The sequence below is a fragment of the Klebsiella sp. BIGb0149 genome (genome assembly GCF_004362605.1).
GTDB lineage: Bacteria > Pseudomonadota > Gammaproteobacteria > Enterobacterales > Enterobacteriaceae > Klebsiella > Klebsiella terrigena.
On the sequence record NZ_SNYG01000008.1, the window covers coordinates 105,531 to 125,502 of the forward strand.

The window sequence follows — 19,972 nt, forward strand, 5'->3', positions numbered from 1 at the left end:
GCGAAAGCGCCCCCTCGTTGTAGCAGGAAAGCACTATGAATACCCTTCCCCTCTGGTGGCAAAACGGCGTTATTTACCAAATCTATCCGAAGAGTTTCCAGGATACGACCGGCAGCGGTACCGGCGATCTGCGCGGAGTCACCGCGCGCCTCGACTACCTGCACAAGCTCGGCGTGGACGCCATCTGGCTGACCCCGTTCTACGTCTCGCCGCAGGTGGATAACGGCTACGATGTGGCGAACTACACCGCCATCGATCCGACCTATGGCACGCTGGATGATTTTGACGAGCTGGTGGCCGAGGCGAAAGCGCGCGGCATCCGCATCGTGCTGGATATGGTGCTTAACCACACCTCAACCGCCCACGCCTGGTTCCGCGAGTCGTTAAAGAGAGAGAGCCCGTACCGCCAGTTTTATATCTGGCGCGACGGCGAGCCCACCGTCCCGCCGAACAACTGGCGCTCCAAATTCGGCGGCAACGCCTGGCAGTGGCACGCCGAAAGCGGCCAGTACTATCTGCACCTCTTCGCCGCCGAGCAGGCGGACCTCAACTGGGAAAACCCGGCCGTGCGCGCGGAGCTAAAAAAGGTCTGCGAATTCTGGGCCAACCGCGGCGTTGACGGCCTGCGCCTCGACGTCGTCAACCTGATCTCGAAAGACCAGACCTTCCCGTCCGACGCCGAGGGCGACGGCCGCCGCTTCTATACCGACGGCCCGCGCGTGCACGAATTCCTGCAGGAGATGAGCCGCGACGTCTTCACCCCGCGCAATCTGATGACGGTCGGGGAAATGTCCTCCACCACCCTGGAACACTGCCAGCAGTACGCGGCGCAGGAGGGCAAGGAGCTGTCGATGACCTTTAACTTCCATCATCTGAAGGTGGATTATCCCGGCGGCGAAAAATGGAGCCTCGCGCGTCCTGACTACGTGGCGCTAAAGGCGCTGTTCAGCCACTGGCAGCAGGGGATGCACAACCGCGCGTGGAACGCGCTGTTCTGGTGTAACCACGATCAGCCGCGCATCGTTTCGCGCTTCGGCGACGAGGGCGAATATCGGGTTCCGGCGGCCAAAATGCTGGCGATGGTGCTGCACGGGATGCAGGGCACCCCCTATATCTACCAGGGGGAAGAGATTGGCATGACCAACCCGCACTTCTCGCGAATCAGCGACTATCGCGACGTCGAAAGCCACAACATGTTTATTGAGCGTGCGGCTCAGGGGCAGGCGCCCGACGAGCTGCTGGCGATTCTGGCCAGCAAATCCCGCGACAACAGCCGGACGCCGATGCAGTGGAGCGGCCGCGAGAACGGCGGCTTCAGCGAAGGCGAGCCGTGGATTGCATTGTGCGATAACTATCGCCACATCAACGCCGAGGCGGCGCTGGCCGATCCTGATTCGGTGTTTTATGCCTATCAGCAGCTGATCGCGCTGCGCAAAAGCACGCCGGTGCTGACCTGGGGCGACTATCTCGATCTTTGCCCGGCGCATCCGTCTCTGTGGTGCTATCGCCGGCAGTGGCAGGGGCAAACGCTGGTGGTGGTGGCTAACCTGAGCCGTGAATTCCAGACCTGGCAGCCGGATGAGATGAAGGGCGACTGGCGGGTAGTGATGAGCAACTACGCGGAAGCGGCGAATCGCCCGGCGGCCATGACCCTGCGTCCGTTTGAAGCCGTGTGGTGGCTGCAGGAGTAAGGCGACGCCGCGCTTAGCCGGGCTACCTTAGGGTAGCCCGAGCTGGCGACGCGCCTTTGTCGTCAGGCCCTGTCGGCCGTTGACAGCGCGCTGCCGGCCTCCTCGCGGGTCGAAGCGTGCTCCTCTTTCGCCTTCAGGCGATCCCACGCCCGGAAGAACGGATAGTAAACCACCAGCGAAATCGTCAGGTTCACCACCTGCAGAAGGGTCCCGGAAATATGCCCGCCGGTTGCCAGATAGCCGCTAATAAAAATCGGCGTGGTAAACGGCAGCGCAATCCCCGCCGGCGGAGCGACCAGCCCGGTCGCCATCGCGGTGTACGAGACAATCACCAGCAGAACCGGCGTCAGGATAAACGGCAGGAAGAAATAGGGGTTCATCACCAGCGGGATGCCGAACACCATCGGTTCGCTGATATTAAACAGCGCGCCGGGGGCGGCGATTTTCCCCAGCTGCTTCATCTGCTGGCTGCGGCTTCTGAACAGCATAAACAGCACCAGCCCCAGCAGCGCCCCGGTGCCGCCGGGGGCAATCCACAGATCGTAAAACTGCTGCGTAATGATATGCGGGATCGGCTGGCCGTTCTGGAATGCGGTGAGGTTTTCCGACATATTCGACAGCCACACCGGCTGAATAAACACCAGCACGATGGCATCGCCGTGCAGGCCCAGCGTCCACAGAATGCCGATCAGGATAACCGAGAAGATCATCCCCGGCAGCGTACCGCCGACGTGGTGCATCGGAATGCCGATAATGGTGGCGATCATGCTGTTAATGTCGCCGAACGGCGAGGCTTCGACGATCAGGCGCAGCGCCAGCACCACCGCCAGCACGCAGAATCCGGGGATCAGCGCGAGGAAGGATTTCGCCACCGCCGGCGGCACGCCGTCCGGCATGCGGATAACCAGGTTACGGCCGGCGACAAAGCGGTAAATCTCGGTGGAGAGCAGCGAAATCACGATGGCAACAAACAGCCCCTGGCTGCCCACCAGCCCGACCGGGATCACCCCTTTGACCACTTCCGCCGCGCCGTGCACCGGCGTAAACAGGGTACTTTGCGGGATCGTCATCACGAAGGCGACCAGCGACATCGCCCCGGCGGTCAGCGGATCGAGCGTGCGGTACTTCTCCGCCAGCCGGTAGGCAATCCCGAAGCTCGATATCAGCGCCATAATGTCGTAGGTCGCTTTGACCGGATAAAGAATTTTATCGCGCCAGACGTCGCCGAACAGGCCGCTCATCATATCGGCATAGCCGGGAATGGGCAGGTAGGCGAAAATCAGGAAAAATGAGCCAATCAGCATAAACGGCATATTCAAAATAATGCCGTCGCGCACCGACAGGACGTGCTTTTGCCCGGCGATTTTCAGCGCCGCAGGCATGACGTAACGTTCAATCCACGTAGTGTTCGACATAAGACGATCCCCAAAGGAAATAACGGTCAGTTAAATTGCGTCAGCCATTGACGGTTGATGGTTAAGACTTCGTCCAGCAGCGCCTGCGCGTCGGTGACGTTGCCCACCAGCGGGTTGGTCACCAGCGCCAGCAGCGCGCTATCGCGACAGCCGTGTACCGCGGCTTCAATGGTCAGCCGCTCAAAGGCCTTCACCTGCTGCGTCAGGCCGTTCATCGCCGGCGGCAGCGCGCCAAAGGTCAGCGGGCGGGCGCCCTGGGCATCAATAATGCTGTTGGTTTCCACCACCGCGTCATCGTCCAGGCCGTGAATCGCCCCGTTGTTGCGGGTATTCACCACCATCTCTTTGCCGAGATTGTTATGAATCGCGTTGATGAGCTCCACGGCCACTTCCGAGTAGTAAGCGCCGCCGCGGAAGCTGAGCTGCTCCGGCTTCTCATCGAGGGCCGGATTGGCGTACAGCGCGAACAGCTCCTGCTCGACCTTCATCACCTGCTCGGCGCGGGTACCTTTGGTTTTTGCCGCCGCGATCTCCTCCGCCAGCATCGCCGGCGTCAGCCAAAAATAGCGGTGATAGGGGCAGGGAATAGCGTTCAGCGCGCGCAGGAACGGCGCCGGCCACGGCAGCTCTTTGATATTGTTCATCGACAGCGCCTGACCATCGCACAGCATATCGATAACCTTGCGGGTCACGTCTTCGCGCCCCTGCATCACTTTATGCACCCATACCATATGGTTGAGCCCGGCAAAGCGCAGGTTAACCTCTTCTTCTTTCGCGCCCAGCATGCCGGTAATCATGTGCTGCATATTAATCGGCACGTTGCACAGGCCGATAATCCTCGCCTTGCTGTAGCGGCTCACCGCCTCGGTGACAATCCCGGCCGGGTTGGTGAAGTTGAGGATAAACGCCTGCGGCGCCAGCTGCTCGACCTTGCGCGCCACCTCAAGGATCGCCGGGATGGTGCGCAGCGCTTTAGCGAATCCACCCACGCCGGTGGTTTCCTGGCCCAGCAGGTTGTACTTCAGCCCGAGGCGCTCGTCGCCGGCCCGCGCCGCCAGCTGGCCGACGCGCAGCTGAGTCAGGACGAAACTGGCCCCGCGGATCGCCTCGTCCAGCGCAAAGTGGACGCTGACGATGACGTGCTCCAGACCTTTGCGGGTGAGCATTCGGCGCGTCAGCGCGGCGATAATTTCCACCTTCTCCCTGCCTGATTCAACGTCAACCAGCGCCAGCTCCGTGACCGGAAGCTGTTCATAACGAACGATAATTCCTTCAATAAGCTCCGGCGTATAGCTACTGCCGCCGCCAATGACGGCAATTTTTAGTGCTTGCATAGAGACCTCTTTCGGCATGCAGAGAGCCGCGCGCGGTCGACGTGAGCGCGCGTGATGGTTCAGGGATATGAGAGAAAAATCAGGAATTAAGCAGCGCGAGCGCCTTATCAAGCACCGCCGCGCCGCGCATCATGCCGTAGTCGGCCATATCGATCACCGCGACCGCTTTTCCGTGCGGGGCGGCCAGCGCGCTCAGGCGTCCGGCCTCATACTTCACCTGCGGTCCCAGCAGGATCACGTCGGCGTTGGCCAGCTCGCGCTCAAATTCCGCCACCGCCACCGCGTAGATATCCAGCGACAGCGCGCGCTGCTGCGCCTCGGCTTTCATCTTCGTGACCAGCATGCTGGTTGACATACCTGCTGCACAGCACAGAACGATTCGTTGCATGACCTCTCCCCCAGATGGATTTATGACCTCGCCCGTTAGGGCCTCAGCGAATATATTGTTAAGATTGTGTGAAAGTGAAGGCTATATGAAAATAATTTTCACCGATGTGATCGAAACGTAATTTTTGATCATTATTGCTCGCGCCGTTTGCCCGATTAACGGCGAAACCATAGGAAATACCTTGGGCTGGTGCTATAAATAGGCACAGGCGGTAAGTGAAAAATATTTTCAACGTGATGTTCTGGGGAAAGGGACGGTCAGGATGGATATCGTAGGTCAGTTGCAGCAAGGGCTGGTGCGCTTTAGCGCCCAGGAGTCGCGCGTTGCGGCGTTTATTCTGGAAAATTTGAGCTTTACCGCCAGCGCGTCCATCGATGAACTGGCCGCCAGCGCCGGGGTCAGCCCGGCCACCATCACCCGCTTCGCCCGCTCCGTTGGCTGCGAGGATATTCGCGATCTGCGCAAGCAGCTGGCGCAGGCCAGCGAGCGTCGGACCAGCTGGGTGAGCCCGAACAGCCACGCCCTGCCCGCCGCCTGGCGCGACAGGCTGAGCTATCTTGGCGATACGCTGACCCGGCAGCTGGCGCAGACCTCGGAGGCGGCGGTCGAGAAGCTCAAATCCCGCCTGCTGACCGCGCGCGCCGTGCACTGCTTCGCGCTCGGCGCCCAGGATGTTGCCCTCGCCACGCTGCTGCAGCACCAGCTGCTGCCCTCCGGCATCGCCATCAATCTGTGCCAGGACAGCGCCCTGATGCGCATGACGGCTTCGACGCTGAGCGACGATCACCTGCTGCTGGTGCTGGTCACCGCCGGCGCGGACAATATTTTGCAAAGCGCGACCCTACAGGCGCGAACCCAGGGGGTAACCATCATCGCCCTGGCGCCGGAAAACCACGCCCTGGCCAACATGGCCGCCGGGATTATTCCGCTCCCCGATAGCCCGCAGCTGGCCCGCTACGCCCTGCTGCTGCTGGTCGATCTGCTGAACGATACGCTGATTGCCTGAGCCACGCCGCCTGCCGCCTGTCCGGGCGGCGTCACGACATTTTTATGCTTGTTTTTTAGGCAGATAAATTTACATTTAGCGCAAGCGCCCACCATCCGTACTCTCACCTTTTTACTTTGTCCTGCATCAATAAAATCGCAAACATCTTTGATGCAAATCACTACATATAGAACTTAAAATGCGTCCCGGCCCTACATATTGTATTAATCGTCTATTATGTCGACACAGCCCATCGTAATCAGGCGGTGGTGGGATGTGGATAAAACGGGCCGGAACCGCAGGAAAACGGCGGCAGCTATAGCCCCTCGCGACCTCGGTATACCTTCCGCCTCTGTGGATAACCTGTTCTATAAAGTATGGAGTGATCATGACACCGCATGTGATGAAAAGAGATGGCTGCAAAATGCCGTTTAAGTCAGAGCGCATTAAAGAAGCAATTCTGCGTGCAGCTAAAGCAGCGGGAGTCGATGACGCAGACTATTGCGCCACCGTCGCAGAAGTCGTTAGCCAGCAAATGCAGAATCGGGCTCAGGTCGATATTAACGAAATCCAGACCGCCGTTGAGAACCAGCTGATGTCCGGTCCGTGGAAGCAGCTGGCTCGCGCCTATATTGAATATCGCCACGATCGCGATATCGAGCGTGAAAAACGCGGCCGCCTGAACCAGGAGATCCGCGGCCTGGTAGAGCAAACCAACTCGTCCCTGCTTAACGAAAACGCAAACAAAGACAGTAAGGTAATTCCCACCCAGCGCGACCTGCTGGCCGGGATTGTCGCCAAACACTACGCTCGCCAGCACCTGCTGCCGCGCGACGTGGTTCAGGCGCACGAACGCGGCGAGATCCACTATCACGATCTCGACTACTCGCCGTTCTTCCCGATGTTTAACTGCATGCTGATTGACCTCAAGGGCATGCTGACCCACGGCTTTAAAATGGGCAACGCCGAGATCGAGCCGCCGAAATCTATCTCTACCGCCACGGCGGTTACGGCGCAGATCATCGCCCAGGTCGCCAGCCATATTTACGGCGGGACTACCATCAACCGGATTGACGAAGTGCTGGCGCCGTTCGTGGCCGAGAGCTGCAAGAAGCATCGTAAAATCGCCGAAGAGTGGCAGATCCCGAACGCCGAAGAGTACGCCCGCTCTCGCACCGAGAAAGAGTGCTACGACGCCTTCCAGTCGCTGGAATACGAAGTGAATACCCTGCACACCGCCAACGGCCAGACGCCGTTCGTCACCTTTGGCTTTGGCCTCGGCACCAGTTGGGAATCGCGTCTGATTCAGCAATCGATTCTGCGCAACCGCATTGCCGGTCTGGGTAAAAACCGCAAAACCGCGGTGTTCCCGAAGCTGGTCTTCGCCATTCGCGACGGCCTGAACCACCGCTTCGGCGACGCCAACTACGACATCAAGCAGCTGGCGCTGGAGTGCGCGAGCAAGCGCATGTATCCGGATATCCTCAACTACGATCAGGTGGTGAAGGTCACCGGCTCGTTTAAAACGCCGATGGGCTGCCGCAGCTTCCTCGGGGTGTGGGAAAACGAGGACGGCGAGCAGGTTCACGACGGCCGCAACAACCTCGGCGTCATCAGCCTCAACCTGCCGCGGATCGCGCTGGAAGCTAAGGGCGACGAAGCCGCCTTCTGGAAACTGCTCGACAGCCGCCTGGAGCTGGCGCGTAAGGCCCTGATGACGCGCATTGCGCGCCTCGAAGGGGTGAAGGCCCGCGTCGCGCCGATCCTCTATATGGAAGGCGCCTGCGGCGTGCGCCTGAAGGCGGACGACGACGTGGCGGATATCTTTAAAAACGGCCGCGCGTCGATTTCGCTGGGCTATATCGGCATTCACGAAACCATCAACGCGCTCTCCGGCAACCAGCATATGTACGATAGCGACGCGCTGCGTGAGAAAGGCATCGCCATCGTCAAGCGCATGCGCGACGCCGTGGAGCAGTGGAAGGAGGAGACCGGCTACGGCTTCAGCCTCTACAGCACGCCGAGTGAAAACCTGTGCGATCGCTTCTGTCGCCTCGATACCGCCGAATTTGGCGTCATCAGCGGCGTGACCGATAAGGGCTACTACACCAACAGCTTCCACCTCGACGTCGAGAAGAAAGTCAATCCTTACGATAAGATCGACTTCGAAGCGCCTTACCCGCCGCTGGCCAACGGCGGCTTCATTTGCTACGGCGAATACCCGAACATTCAGCACAACCTGAAGGCGCTGGAAGACGTCTGGGACTACAGCTACCAGCACGTGCCGTACTACGGGACCAACACGCCCATCGACGAGTGCTACGAGTGCGGCTTTACCGGCGAGTTCGAGTGCACCAGCAAAGGGTTTACCTGCCCGAAATGCGGCAACCACGACGCGGCCCGCGTCTCGGTCACCCGCCGAGTGTGCGGCTATCTCGGCAGCCCGGACGCCCGTCCGTTCAACGCCGGCAAGCAGGAAGAAGTTAAACGCCGCATTAAGCACCTTGGCAACGGGCAGATCGGTTAATTCCGAGCGGTTTAGCCCCTCCCCCTCTCCCCAACGAGGAGAGGGGATCAATCAGTAGCCGTTTGACCATTCAGGAGCCGCTCGCGGATCGCGCCGCAAAGCGCTTTTTATCCAGGGCTACCGCCACTATATGGGTTTCCTCAAATCAGTTGGCGTTGTAGCAAGGCGGCAAGCGAGCAAGTCCCGGGGAGCTTACTGTAGTAAGTGACCTGGGCGCACGAGCGCAGCCAACGCCGCTACAGCGTCAAATGAGAAGAGGAAACAATGAATTACCATCAGTATTACCCTGTCGATATCGTCAACGGCCCCGGCACCCGCTGCACCCTGTTCGTCTCAGGCTGCGTCCACGAATGCCCCGGCTGCTATAACAAGAGCACGTGGCGGCTCAACTCCGGCCTGCCGTTCACCACCGAAATGGCCGACCGCATCATCGCCGACCTCAACGACGCGCGCATTCAGCGCCAGGGGATCACCCTCTCCGGCGGCGATCCCCTGCATCCGCAGAACGTATCGGAGATCCTCGCGCTGGTGCAGCGCATTCGCGCCGAGTGCCCCGGGAAGGATATCTGGATGTGGACGGGCTACAGGATTGCGGAGCTTAACGACGCGCAGATGGCGGTGGTCGACCTGATTAACGTGCTGGTCGACGGCAAGTTCGTGCAGGATCTAAAAGACCCGATGCTTATCTGGCGCGGCAGCAGCAACCAGGTGGTGCACCATCTGCGCTAGCCGCGCTTAAAAGCGGCTGACGCACTCCATTGCCACGGTTTTAAATTCGTCAAAGCTGCCGGTGGCGGCAAGGCGGGTCATCGCGCGTTCGCGCAGGAAAGTCACGAAAATATCGTAGATCGCCATCGCCTCTTCATACTCGCTTTTGCTGATGGCCAGCAGGAAGATGATATGGGCGGTTTCGTCGCCCCAGACCATGCCGTTCGGGGCAATCACGGTGTAGACCACCGTTTTTTTCGCCAGCAGGCCCAGGGCGTGCGGTAGCGCAATGCCGTCGCCGAGCATGGTGCTGACGATGGCCTCACGCTCGACAACCGAGTCATAAAAACCGGCGTCGACAAAACCCTCCTCCTGCAGCTGCTGGCACAGTTCGGCAAACAGCGTCTGGCGATCGATGGGGGTGTCGATTACCCGGAAATGGGCCTCGTCGAAATACTTATCCAGCATCCACGGACGGGTTCTGTCCACCAGCACCAGCTTGCCGATCTGATCCAGCTGATAATCCGTCGGGAACGGGGCGATGGTGACCACCGGCTTATCCTTTTCGCCGATGCGCACCGTGGAAATGACGAAATCCTCGGCAACGGCCGCAAGCTGCTCGTACTCGCGCTGCGACAGGGTGGCGGCAATTTCCAGCTGCGGATATTTGCGCTGCAGGGTCGCCTCGATCATCCGCACCATCGCGTTGCTGGTATCGCACACCAGCAGCACGCGCGGCTGGCGCTGGTAGCCGATATTGTAATGACGCTCGAGGCCGACGCCGATGTGCAGCACCAGGAAGCCGATCTCGTTTTCGCTGATCGCATAGGGAGTGTATTTCCCCCAGCTGGAGACGGCCGCCAGGGTCATATCCCACGCCATCGGGTAGTGCTGCTTGATGTTATCCAGCAGCGGATTGGGGATCATTATCTGGTAGCGCACCCGAGTGATCATGGTCTTAATATGGGTCAGCAGATCGGCGTGCAGCTGAGCGTCATCGAGCAGGTTGTAGTTATACTGGGTGTTGATATAGCGCAGGATGTAGTTCACCAGCGCTTCGTCGTCATCGGCGCTGATGGTGCCCGGATCGACGTCCTGCACCTGGCGGGCGGCAAGGTGCACGCACAGCCACTCCTCTTCCGCCGCGGAGAGCGCCTTCCCCGCCAGCTGCTGCAGCATCCCGACCAGCTCCCTTGCGGCATCGCGCACGTTCTGCGCCACGTCTTCAGCGCTAAATTCCGCCAGCGGATAGCCCTCGCTGGCGCGACGCACCACCACCGCGCTGTAGAGGCGGATAAAGCGCTCGCCCTCATCCGTCAGACGGACGTGGTGGCGGGTGAGGATCTCCTGCAGCTCGCGCGCCAGCCGGGCGGAACCCTCGGCGCTCAGCCCGCCTTTATCGACCGGCAGCGGCAGTCCGCCCTGCTGCGCATGCTCCCACAGGAGATCGGTCAGGCAGGCGCGAATCGACACTTCGCTGCCGAACAGCTTCATGCCGTGACGCGGGCGCGTCTCGAGGGTCAGCTGGTAGCGCTGGAAACGTTCGCGCACGTCCACCATATCGCTCTGCAGCGTGGCGCGGCTGACGAACCACTCGTCGGCAAGGTCTTCGAGCTTGAGTGAAAAGGCCGAGGTCAAAAAGCGTATCAGCAAAAAGTTGATGCGATCCTGCGCGGTTCGTGGAATATGCTGCGCCTTCGGCGCCGTCTCCGCCAGCGTCTGATACAGCGTCGGGTCGTCGACGTTGAGCCGATAGCCGCTGCCGCGGATAAGCATAAACTGCGCCCCGTAGGGCAGCAGCAGCGCGTTAAGCGCCGTGATATCGGCGCGTACGGTACGGGTAGAAACTGACAGCCGCTGCGCCAGTTCATCCTGCGGCAGCGTTTCGTTTTGCAGCAGGCTAAACAGCTGCGCTAAACGTTGGTTGGGAAATCGCATGTCAGTTCCTTCATCTTTACGGCTCAAGGTTGAGCGGATATCACCATCTGTGACGGGCTGCCTACCGGAGTATAGTCCGGGGCAAAGGTCAGCCTGCCGCTTTTGGGCGCCACGCTGAAACGGGTGATATTATCGCTACGCTGGTTCATGACGTACAGCCATTGCCCCTGATTATCCAGCGTGAGCGTTCGTGGGTAGTCCCCGCGCGTCCAGATATCTTCCTGATGGCTCAGGCTACCGTCCGCCATCACGCTAAAGTGCGCGATGCTGTTGTGCAGGCGGTTCGCCACGTACAGCTGCCTGCCGTCGGCGCTCAGCGCCAGGCCGGCGGCAAAGCTGGTGCCTTTATAGCCCTTCGGCAGCGCGGAGATCGTTTTGCCCTCGCGCAGCAGGCCGCTGGCCTTATCAAGATGATAGAAGGTTAGCGTAGAGGACTCTTCGTTAATCAGCCACAGCCCGTCGCCCTTCGGCGTGAAGACAAAGTGACGCGGCCCGGCTCCCGGCGAAGACGCGGCGATAAACGGCGGATCGTTGGGCGTCAGCTTGCCGCTGGCGCCGTCCATCCGGTACTGATAGATCCGATCCAGCCCCAGATCGGTGGAGTAAACGTATTTCCCGCTGGGATCGGCCGAGATCATATGGGCGTGGGGGCCGTTATGGTCGCTAATGGCAAAGCTGCCCTCAACCGCCGCCGCAGGGCGCGCCGCGCCTGCCGGACCCTGGTCCTGATGCACGTCCACCGCCTCGCCAAGGCGACCGTCTTCCTGCACCGGCAGCACGGCAGTGGTGCCGCTGACGTAGTTTGCCACCAGCAGATGGCGACCGTCCGGCGTCAGGGAGAGATAAACCGGCCCGGCCCCGCCGGAAGAGACCTGGTTTAGCTCGCTCAGCTCGCCGTTAGCCCCCACGCGCCACGCCTGCACCGCGCCCTTTTCCACTTCGCTGGCGGCGTACAGGGTTTTGCCATCGCGCGAAACGGTGAGCTGCGCGACGTTGGGCAGGGAGCTGACCAGCGTTCTGTTGCTCAACGCGCCGGTTTTCGCCTCGACGGTAAAGCGATACAGTCCTTCACCGTTGGGGTTGTAGGTGCCGACCCAGGCGTACTGCGCCTGGGCGCAGGTGCTGGCGGCGAGCAGGGAAAGTGAAGCAACAAGCAGGTGACGAGCGGCAGGCATAGTGACTCCTTGATGGTTCGGTAGGGTAAGGTGGCCGTCCCCCGCCCCGCCCTTGCGGCGGGGTTCGGGGGACGGCAGGGCAATGACTATTTAACCAGCGCCCTGGTCATCTCCAGCAGCTGACGCACGTCCGCCGGACGGGTGTTGCCGCTCTCTTTATCGATAATAGAGCTGTAGATGTGAGGGATGATTTTGCTGACGCCGGCGTCCAGCGCGATCTGCAGGATCTCGCCGTAGTTTTGCAGATCGATCCCACCGGTCGGCTCCAGCCAGAAATCGTGGCGGGCACAGGCCTGAGCGACGGCGAGGTACTCATCGCGATGCTTCAGGCCGCCCATCGGGAAGTATTTTATCGAGCTGCCGCCCATGTCTTTTAGTAACGCAATGGCGGTTTCCAGCGGCACGATCCCGTCCGCCGCGCCGCTGCTCAGCGGGCCGGTGGAGATCTTCACCATCCCCGGCGTGCCGGTCGGCGACACCAGGCCGTTGACGACGGTTTCGCTCTGCCCCAGCAGCGCGCGGCTGGTGCCGACGCCGGTAAAGACCTGGTTGACGTGCTGCGGCTGCACCTGGCGGGAGATCTCGCTGACCATCGCCGACTGGTTTGGATCCCCCGCGCCGAGGCCCACCGACAGCGCGTTATCGATAAGCCGGGCGTATTCACGCATATCGGCCACCGCGCTCGCCACGTCCGGATAGTTTTTAGAGAGCACGCCGACCAGAACATGACCTTCCGCCGCTTCGTAGATGTCGCGGGCGTTGTCTTTGCTGCCCGCCAGGACGTTCAGGCACACGCGATCGCGGTAAAAATTCGGGGTCAGTTTCATGCTTTCTTCTCCATGTTCAGAACTTCGCCGATGCGGCGGGAGACGATCTCCAGCTGCTGTGCGGTAACGCTGCGCACGTCGGCCTCAATAATGCCTTCGTTGGCCTTATAGCCGCGGAAGTAGATGGCGTATTCGCCCTGCTTCAGCGCCTCAACCAGCTCGCCGGTGGCGATGCCGGTCACGGCTTCAGTAAACTTAATTTCCGCCCGCGCGATATCGCGGCCGGCGCTATCCCAGACCACCCGCGCGCTCACCCCGGTGAGGGCGTTGAGCTGGTCAATGAACGGCGTCATCTTCGCCACCATCTCATCGCCGCTCTCCTTGCGCGCCGTCAGGTAGTGTTCAATGGCGCAGGTCAGGCCAAGAATGCCCTCTTTACCGACCTTCATCGCCCGGCCAATGCCGCCTGACTGGCGTTTGACCCACTCCACGTACTGCGTTTTACCGATCACCAGGCCGCTGGTTGGGCCCTCAATTGCTTTGGCGCCGCTGTAAATCACCAGGTCGGCACCGGCGCTGTAGTAGCACTGCAGATCTTCTTCCGCCGCCGCGTCGACGATCAGCGGCAGGTTGTGCTTACGCGCCACCACCACCGCCTGCTCAACGCTGAGCATGCTTTTCTGCACGCAGTGGTGCGATTTGATGTAGAGGATCGCCGCGGTGCGCGGGGTGATCGCCGCCGCCAGCTGATCGGCGGAGCATTCGTTGGCGTAGCCGGCTTCCACCAGCCTGCCGCCGCCCAGCGCCACCATCGTGCCCACCGGCGCGCCGAAGTTAACGTTATGGCCTTTCGGCAGCACGATTTCGTTGTTTTCGATTGGCGTGACGTGGAGGTTCTCCAGCAGCCAGCTGCTGTCTTTCACCAGCACCGCCGCTACCGACTGGGCGATCCCCGCGGAGGCGCAGGAGACAACGGTGGCCCCTTCGACGTCCAGCAGGTTGGCGATGTACTCGCCGGTTTTATTGACCAGGTCCTTCATTTCGAAGTAGTGGTTCATGCCGCTCATGACGGCGTCGACCACTTCCGGGCGCGGCGTGGATACGCCCAGCGCCGTCATGCGGCCTGATGTATTAATAACCTGTTTTAAATTGTACTTTTCAAAAATCGAAGGCATTTTCCGCGCTCCCTTGTTCGGTCAGATAGCCCTTGCCCGCGCGAATCGCGGCAAGCGGCACCAGAATATTGTCAGCCTGCAGGCTCTCTTTTTCGGCGTCGACCAGTACCGTCGGCGCGTGCTGCAGAGCAAACAGGGTTAAATCTGCGTCGTAGCCCACGGCCAGGCGCCCTTTTTGCGTCAGGCGCAGCCCGTCGGCGGCGCTGGCGGTAACGCACTCCACCACCTGCGGTAGCGACATGCCGATGGCGAGAAACTTCGACATCACCAGCGCCAGCGAACGTACCGGGCCGTCAATACGGTTGCGGCAGTAGATATCGGAGCTGATGGTCTGCGGCAGGATGCCCAGCGCTATCGCCCGGCGCGCCACCTCAAAGCTGAAGCTGGCGGTGCCGTGGCCGACGTCAAGGCGCACGCCGCGCTTCAGGGCGCGGGTCACGGAGGCGCGCAGCTCGCCGGACGCGGTCAGAATGCGGTTCGGCTTGCCGTTATAGCAGTGGGTGATGATGTCTCCCGCGCTCAGCAGGTCGGCAATTTCATCGAGGTTCGGCGGATTGTTGCCGATGTGCACCATCAGCGGCAGGTCGCCGTTTTCGCGCTGCATCGCCTTCGCCCGTTCCAGCGGGGTAATGCCGTTGTCGCCAACCACGCTGCTGCTCATGCGCGCCTTCAGGCCGACGATAAAGTCTGGGTGGCGCTTCACCGCCTGGCTTACCGCATCGGCATCGACGTTGGCCATATTGGCCAGCTCGTTCTGGGCGATCAGCCCGACGCGGGAGATGTTGAGCAGCGCAAAGACCTCGGTGGCCGCGCTGCGGGTCAGCTGATAAAAGTCGTCGATATCGTCCGCGCCGGTGCTGCCCGCGTCAATGACGGTGGTCACGCCGGTGGCGATGCCCACGCTGTCCGGCTGGTCGTGATAAATCGGCGAGTTCGGGTAGCAGTGAACGTGGGAGTCAATCCAGCCGGCGCTGGCGTAGCAGCGGCCGTCCAGCTCAATGGTTTTGCGCGCAGGCGCGCTAATCTCGCCCAGCGCCGCAATTTTCCCGTCCTGAATGGCGATATCGATCAGGGTATCGTCGACGAGGCGCGCACGGCGCAGGAGTAAATCAAACATGGGTCTCTCCTGTTAAAGCGGGCGCTCGCGCGCCCGCAGGACTTAACCAATTGCAATCGGGAAAAGGGAGCCGAGGATCATCGCGCCAAGGATGGCGCCGCCGGTGATCGGCTTCTGCCAGATGTAAAACAGCAGGGCACCCACCAGAGAACCGATACCGATAGGAATCGATGCGGTCATCGCGCTGAGGATAATCAGCGGCCCAAGGAAGCGGCCGGAGGCGTTGCCCGCCCCCATCATGACGTCGGCACCGTAGGTGGAGTCGCTCTGATTGATGGTGAACTTACGCGCCAGGATGATGATGTAGCCGACGGCGAGACCCAGCGCCAGGCCGGTAGCCAGCGAGGCGGCAAAGTTGGCCACCGGGAAGACGAAGCCCGCGCCCAGCAGCAGCGCCGGCACGCCGAGGCCGATACCGGTCTGAATCGCGCCGCCGATATCAAGGATCCCCACCAGCGAACCTTCAATGATGCGCGCAAACAGGAAGCTGGCGCCAAACGCCGCGACCGCCCCGTAGGCGCCGGTATCAATGCCCGCTTTCAGCATGGCCACAAAGGCCACTTCGTTAAACGCGCCGATGCCGTAGAGGTAGTACATGTGTGTCCCGGCGAAGACGCCGGAGGAGAGCAGGCCAACGAAGATCGGGAACGACCAGTCGGCATACCAAAAACCTTTATTCTGTTCCATTTAGAGGCTCCTGTTATTTGCCGCTGAGCGAGTTGTGAATCAGATCCAGCCAGTTCGGTACGCCCAGGTGGAAGGACTCCAGGGTCTTAATATCGAAGCCGCGGAAGAAGGCGCTCAGCACGAACAGTGCAACAATGGCGGACATCATCACTTTAGTGACGCGGTGCCAGCCGCTCTCTTCGACGCCCTTACCGATCAGGATGCCCAGCACCAGACCCGGAACGGCGTTACCCATAATCAGCTGCGCGGCGCCGCCGAAAATGGTGGCCCAGAAGCCCGACTTTTTCCCGGCATCGATAGCCGCCAGCCAGAAGATAACCGGCATCACCGTGTTAACCAGCAGGTTAGCAGCGGGAACCAGGACCTTAACGGCGGTAACCTGCAGCGCTTCCGGCACGGAAGAGGCGGTCAGGTTAAGGAAGGAGACTACGAACATGCCGATAACGCCGCAGGCAATCGCCATCTTCTTCGGATCGTGCAGCGTCTCGCCGACGTTGCGGTTTTTCAGCATCAGCGCCGCGGCGCCCCAGTTAGGGATGATGCGGTGATCGACGTCCTGGGTGAAGGAGCCTGCTGCGACGGAAGAAGCCCAGGCGTTAAAGAAGAAGCCGAGGCCAAAGGAGAAGTGGGAAGCCGGATCGCCTTCACAGGAGTTCAGCTCGCCCAACGTACGAAATGCGCCCATCCCTTGCGTGGTGGGCGCATGAAACATACGTGCCGCTCCGGCGCCCACACCGACGCCGACCAGGCCGCCGATAATGAGCGATTTTATTAAAATTATCAGGAACATAGTTTAACCCTATGGTGAGAATCAGGTTTGCGTGACGAAATCCACTTTATCGAGATTAATGGCGGTCACGTTGACGGTGACGTTCAGCTCCACGCTGTAGGTCCGTCGTTCACGGCGCAAAAAGAAGAATAAAAACGCTTCTTTACGCACCGCTTCACGCGCATGAACAACCTCCACATCCTGTGGCTCAATACGCAGTAAGATGTGCGGCGAGGTTTTCATCACCGCCGCCTGCACGTGGTTCAGGGCATCGGCGAACGCCCTTGTCTTGCTCTCGCCTTTGCCCGTAACGCTCACCGTGGTGGTGAATTGCTCTTTCATACTCAGGCGCCGTATTTCTTTTTCCAGGCTTCTACCAGGCGCTCGCCCAGCTCTTCTTTATCCATAAAGCCGAAGCCCAGAACGTTGTAGCCTTCGTTGATAGCGGTGACGCCTTCATCAACGGAACGCATGCCGTATTTCGCTTTGTAGCCATGTTTGTTTTGCGCGGTGATGGCGCCTGCGCCGCCGCTGCCGCAGAAGGAGATGCCGAAGGTGGCGTTCTCTGCTTTCATCACGTCGCCCAGCTTCATATCAGCGGCAACGCCCGGTACCACGACTGCACGAGCTCCGGCTTTTTCCGCGCCGGCGGCAACTTTCTGTCCTTTACCCAGGCGATCGCCAATTACTACGGTGATTTGTTCCATTTTTTAGCTCCTTACAGGTTTTCTTTTGCGACTTCGAAGTGGACGGACAGCAGCCAGGACTCTTCTTCTGGCAGGTTGCCGAATTGCGCGACCACTTCGCGGGCCAGCATCATTGAATCTTGTGAAATCTCTTCAAACAGGCTGGCATCCACTTCCGGCAGCGGCTCGCCGCTAATTGACCGGTGGGCCATAGCCCGCACGTGGGAGGTCAGCATCTGCTCCTGGACGGCGTTGGGGATGATGTTACGGCGACCTAGCAGGGTATAAACCTGCTGCAGCATCTTCTCAGCCAGCTGCTCGGTTTGCGTTGCCTGCTCCCCTACGTCGTGTGTTACCGCTCCGTTATTCACTTGTCTTACCCCGTTGATGTCTCTGGGGACAAAACTAACGCCGGGGGTGAGGAGTTTGTAGCGAGTTGTTTTCCACTTCGAAGTGGAAAGGCCGCCGGACGATGCGATCCATTGCACAGAATTGGCCTAAATCTGCCGTTTTCGGCAAAACGGCGTGAGGAGAGTCACAAGAACGTCATTAAATTAGCGTGCGCAAGCGGCCGAAACGGCGGCAGAGAAGAGCGGGAAAATGTGACAGGGATTGGGTTTTATGCGAAGACGACGTGCAGGAGGTATCGGCTGATACCTCCTGGAAAAGATCTTAACGGTACTTCTGGTGGTAGGTATTACGGGTGGTTTTGAACGCTTCCGCAGCGGCCTGCGCCTCTTTGACCTTGCCTTCATTGGCCAGCTTCAGGGCGCCGTCAATCTGGCCAATCAGGATATCGAGGCCGTGGCGATAGTCCTTCATCTCCGCGCTGTCCGCCGCTTTGCCTTCCAGCTTCGGCGGGGTCTCTTTCTGCGCATCGGCCGCGGCGTCGCGCATCTTCGTCAGCGCCGCTTTCAGCTCGCCGGCATCCGCGGTCTTCTGCACCACCTGCAAATTCTGCGCGATGGTATCCATATCCTCGCCCAGATCGGCGGCAAACGCCGACGCTGAACCCATCGCCAGGGCTGAGACAGCCAGCGCTGCTAACAGTTTTTTACGCATTGCTCACTTCCTTTTTTATTATTTAAGCACAAGGAAAAGGCGCCACCTGGGCGCCCTTCTATACCCGTTATTCCTCAGGCCGAGGCCTGAATAATCCGGTATAACACGCCGTTATTGCCCGGCGATTTTCATCTCTGGCAGCAGCACGGAACCACACTGGATGTTGCTGCGCATTTCGATATCGTCGGCGACGGTCACGATATTACGCCACATATCTTTCAGATTTCCGGCGATGGTGATTTCGCTTACCGGATACTGAATTTCGCCATTCTCAACCCAGAAGCCGGATGCGCCGCGCGAGTAATCGCCGGTCACGCCGCTGACACCCTGCCCCATCAGTTCGGTGACGACAAGCCCGGTGCCCATCTCTTTAAGCAACTTTTCAAAACTCAGGCCGCGGCCGTTGATTCGCCAGTTGTGGATGCCGCCCGCGTGTCCGGTGCTCTTCATGCCCAGCTTGCGCGCCGAGTAGTTGGTCAGCAGCCACTGCGTCAGAATGCCGTCCTTAATGATGTCGCGACGCTCCGTACGCACGCCTTCGCTGTCGAACGGCGTTGACGCCAGCCCTTTCAGCAGGTGCGGATGCTCCTCAATGGTCAGCCAGTCCGGCAGGATCTGGGTGCCGAGGGCGTCAAGCAGGAAGGTCGATTTACGGTATACCGCGCCGCCGGCAATCGCGCCGACCAGGTGACCAAACAGCCCGGTCGCCACTTCATTGGCAAAAATCACCGGTGCCTTCATGGTCGAGAGCTTGCGCGGCGCCAGGCGCGAAAGGGTGCGGCGGGCGCACTCGTCGCCCACCCACTCCGGCGACGCTAAATCTTCGATCGCGCGGCCGATGGTATAGGCGTAATCACGCTCCATATCGCCGTTTTCTTCCGCGATAACGCAGCTGGACAGCGAATGGCGGGTTGAGCAGTAGCCCTGCAGCATGCCGTGGCTGTTGCCGAAGACCTTGATACCGTAGTGGCTGTTGAAGCTGCCGCCTTCGGTATTGGTGATGCGTTTATCGGCCTGCAGCGCCACCTGTTCAGCGCGGGCGGCCAGCTCGATGGCCCGATCCGGCGTCACTTCCGCCGGGTGGAACAGGTCAAGATCCGGGGCGTCAAAGGCCAGCAGCTCTTTATCGGCAACGCCGGCAAACGGGTCCGGCGAGGTATAGCGGGCAATATCCAGCGCCGCCTGCACCGTGCGGGCTATCGCCTGCGGGCTAAGATCTGTTGAGGAGGCGCTGCCCTTGCGATGCTGATGATAAACGGTGATGCCTAAGGCACCATCGCTGTTGAATTCTACGTTCTCCACCTCGCCGTAGCGGGTGCTGACGCTGATGCCGGTGGTTTTGCTGACGGAGACTTCAGCCCCGTCTGATTTACCTGCCGCCAGTTCCAGCGCCGTGGTCACGGCCTCTTCCAGCGCCTTACGCTGCTGTGCAACTTGAGAGATGACTTTCATCGCTAATGCCATAATGTAGGAAGGAGTTAATTGAAGTCTAACAGAGAACCGTTTTTCAGTGCGCGCCTTAACTGGTAACATTAGCCTCTTTTTTAA

19 protein-coding genes are annotated in these 19,972 nt (G+C 60.2%); 4 read left to right on the forward strand and 15 right to left on the reverse strand.

Annotated elements, in window-relative coordinates; translation table 11 throughout:
- Positions 1–35: 35 nt before the first annotated feature.
- Positions 36–1,691: an alpha,alpha-phosphotrehalase gene (gene treC / locus EDF75_RS23425; protein ID WP_133601060.1), complete on the forward strand. Its 1,656-nt coding sequence runs from the start codon at positions 36–38 to the stop codon at positions 1,689–1,691.
- A 62-nt stretch (positions 1,692–1,753) separates the two neighbouring features.
- On the opposite strand, the gene celB is transcribed toward treC, so the two are convergent.
- From celB to EDF75_RS23440, 3 genes are all read right to left on the reverse strand, one after another.
- Complete coding sequence (gene celB, locus EDF75_RS23430; RefSeq protein ID WP_045853312.1) at positions 1,754–3,106, reverse strand: PTS cellobiose transporter subunit IIC; 1,353 nt, start codon at positions 3,104–3,106, stop codon at positions 1,754–1,756.
- A gap of 26 nt (positions 3,107–3,132) precedes the next feature.
- Entirely contained in the window at positions 3,133–4,440 is a 1,308-nt protein-coding gene (locus EDF75_RS23435) for a 6-phospho-beta-glucosidase (protein ID WP_133601061.1), read from the reverse strand.
- Positions 4,441–4,519: 79 nt separating this feature from the next.
- The gene (locus EDF75_RS23440; RefSeq protein ID WP_041143771.1) at positions 4,520–4,828 is read right to left on the reverse strand and encodes a PTS sugar transporter subunit IIB; all 309 of its coding nucleotides are present in this window, start codon (positions 4,826–4,828) and stop codon (positions 4,520–4,522) included.
- 262 nt (positions 4,829–5,090) lie between these two features.
- Here EDF75_RS23440 and EDF75_RS23445 point away from each other — a divergent pair, with 262 nt between their 5' ends.
- The 3 genes from EDF75_RS23445 to nrdG all read left to right on the forward strand — a co-directional run bounded on the left by EDF75_RS23445 (position 5,091) and on the right by nrdG (position 9,069).
- Positions 5,091–5,834 (forward strand): MurR/RpiR family transcriptional regulator, encoded by a 744-nt coding sequence (locus tag EDF75_RS23445; protein WP_045853313.1) that lies wholly within the window; start codon positions 5,091–5,093, stop codon positions 5,832–5,834.
- A gap of 367 nt (positions 5,835–6,201) precedes the next feature.
- A complete protein-coding gene (gene nrdD, locus EDF75_RS23455) occupies positions 6,202–8,340 on the forward strand; it encodes an anaerobic ribonucleoside-triphosphate reductase (RefSeq protein ID WP_133601063.1) in 2,139 nt (712 codons plus the stop codon).
- Positions 8,341–8,604: 264 nt separating this feature from the next.
- Complete coding sequence (gene nrdG / locus EDF75_RS23460) at positions 8,605–9,069, forward strand: anaerobic ribonucleoside-triphosphate reductase-activating protein (RefSeq protein WP_133601064.1); 465 nt, start codon at positions 8,605–8,607, stop codon at positions 9,067–9,069.
- 6 nt (positions 9,070–9,075) lie between these two features.
- Here the strand turns inward: nrdG and EDF75_RS23465 are convergent, their stop codons facing one another.
- The 12 genes from EDF75_RS23465 to pmbA all read right to left on the reverse strand — a co-directional run bounded on the left by EDF75_RS23465 (position 9,076) and on the right by pmbA (position 19,888).
- Entirely contained in the window at positions 9,076–10,986 is a 1,911-nt protein-coding gene (locus tag EDF75_RS23465) for a BglG family transcription antiterminator (protein WP_128879229.1), read from the reverse strand.
- A gap of 23 nt (positions 10,987–11,009) precedes the next feature.
- Positions 11,010–12,161 carry a lactonase family protein gene (locus EDF75_RS23470; RefSeq protein ID WP_045853317.1) on the reverse strand — a complete coding sequence of 384 codons (1,152 nt, stop codon included), beginning with the start codon at positions 12,159–12,161 and terminating at the stop codon, positions 11,010–11,012.
- An 86-nt stretch (positions 12,162–12,247) separates the two neighbouring features.
- Positions 12,248–12,988: a 2-dehydro-3-deoxy-phosphogluconate aldolase gene (gene dagF, locus EDF75_RS23475; protein ID WP_041143765.1), complete on the reverse strand. Its 741-nt coding sequence runs from the start codon at positions 12,986–12,988 to the stop codon at positions 12,248–12,250.
- Positions 12,985–14,103 carry a DgaE family pyridoxal phosphate-dependent ammonia lyase gene (locus tag EDF75_RS23480; protein ID WP_133601065.1) on the reverse strand — a complete coding sequence of 373 codons (1,119 nt, stop codon included), beginning with the start codon at positions 14,101–14,103 and terminating at the stop codon, positions 12,985–12,987. Before EDF75_RS23480 ends, dagF begins: the two co-directional genes overlap by 4 nt.
- The gene (locus EDF75_RS23485; RefSeq protein ID WP_133601066.1) at positions 14,087–15,220 is read right to left on the reverse strand and encodes an amidohydrolase/deacetylase family metallohydrolase; all 1,134 of its coding nucleotides are present in this window, start codon (positions 15,218–15,220) and stop codon (positions 14,087–14,089) included. Before EDF75_RS23485 ends, EDF75_RS23480 begins: the two co-directional genes overlap by 17 nt.
- A gap of 42 nt (positions 15,221–15,262) precedes the next feature.
- On the reverse strand, positions 15,263–15,907 hold the full coding sequence (locus EDF75_RS23490; RefSeq protein WP_032689791.1) for a DUF4310 family protein: 645 nt from the start codon (positions 15,905–15,907) through the stop codon (positions 15,263–15,265).
- Positions 15,908–15,920: 13 nt separating this feature from the next.
- Positions 15,921–16,697 carry a DUF4311 domain-containing protein gene (locus EDF75_RS23495; protein WP_041143762.1) on the reverse strand — a complete coding sequence of 259 codons (777 nt, stop codon included), beginning with the start codon at positions 16,695–16,697 and terminating at the stop codon, positions 15,921–15,923.
- A gap of 21 nt (positions 16,698–16,718) precedes the next feature.
- On the reverse strand, positions 16,719–17,018 hold the full coding sequence (locus EDF75_RS23500) for a DUF4312 family protein (RefSeq protein WP_041143761.1): 300 nt from the start codon (positions 17,016–17,018) through the stop codon (positions 16,719–16,721).
- A 2-nt stretch (positions 17,019–17,020) separates the two neighbouring features.
- Complete coding sequence (locus EDF75_RS23505) at positions 17,021–17,383, reverse strand: SFCGS family glycine-rich protein (protein ID WP_045853321.1); 363 nt, start codon at positions 17,381–17,383, stop codon at positions 17,021–17,023.
- A gap of 11 nt (positions 17,384–17,394) precedes the next feature.
- Positions 17,395–17,733, reverse strand: coding sequence for a glycine dehydrogenase (locus tag EDF75_RS23510; RefSeq protein WP_041143759.1), 339 nt, complete (start codon positions 17,731–17,733; stop codon positions 17,395–17,397).
- A gap of 301 nt (positions 17,734–18,034) precedes the next feature.
- Entirely contained in the window at positions 18,035–18,424 is a 390-nt protein-coding gene (cybC, locus tag EDF75_RS23515) for a cytochrome b562 (RefSeq protein WP_045853322.1), read from the reverse strand.
- 111 nt (positions 18,425–18,535) lie between these two features.
- The gene (gene pmbA, locus EDF75_RS23520; RefSeq protein WP_041143757.1) at positions 18,536–19,888 is read right to left on the reverse strand and encodes a metalloprotease PmbA; all 1,353 of its coding nucleotides are present in this window, start codon (positions 19,886–19,888) and stop codon (positions 18,536–18,538) included.
- Positions 19,889–19,972: the final 84 nt, after the last annotated feature.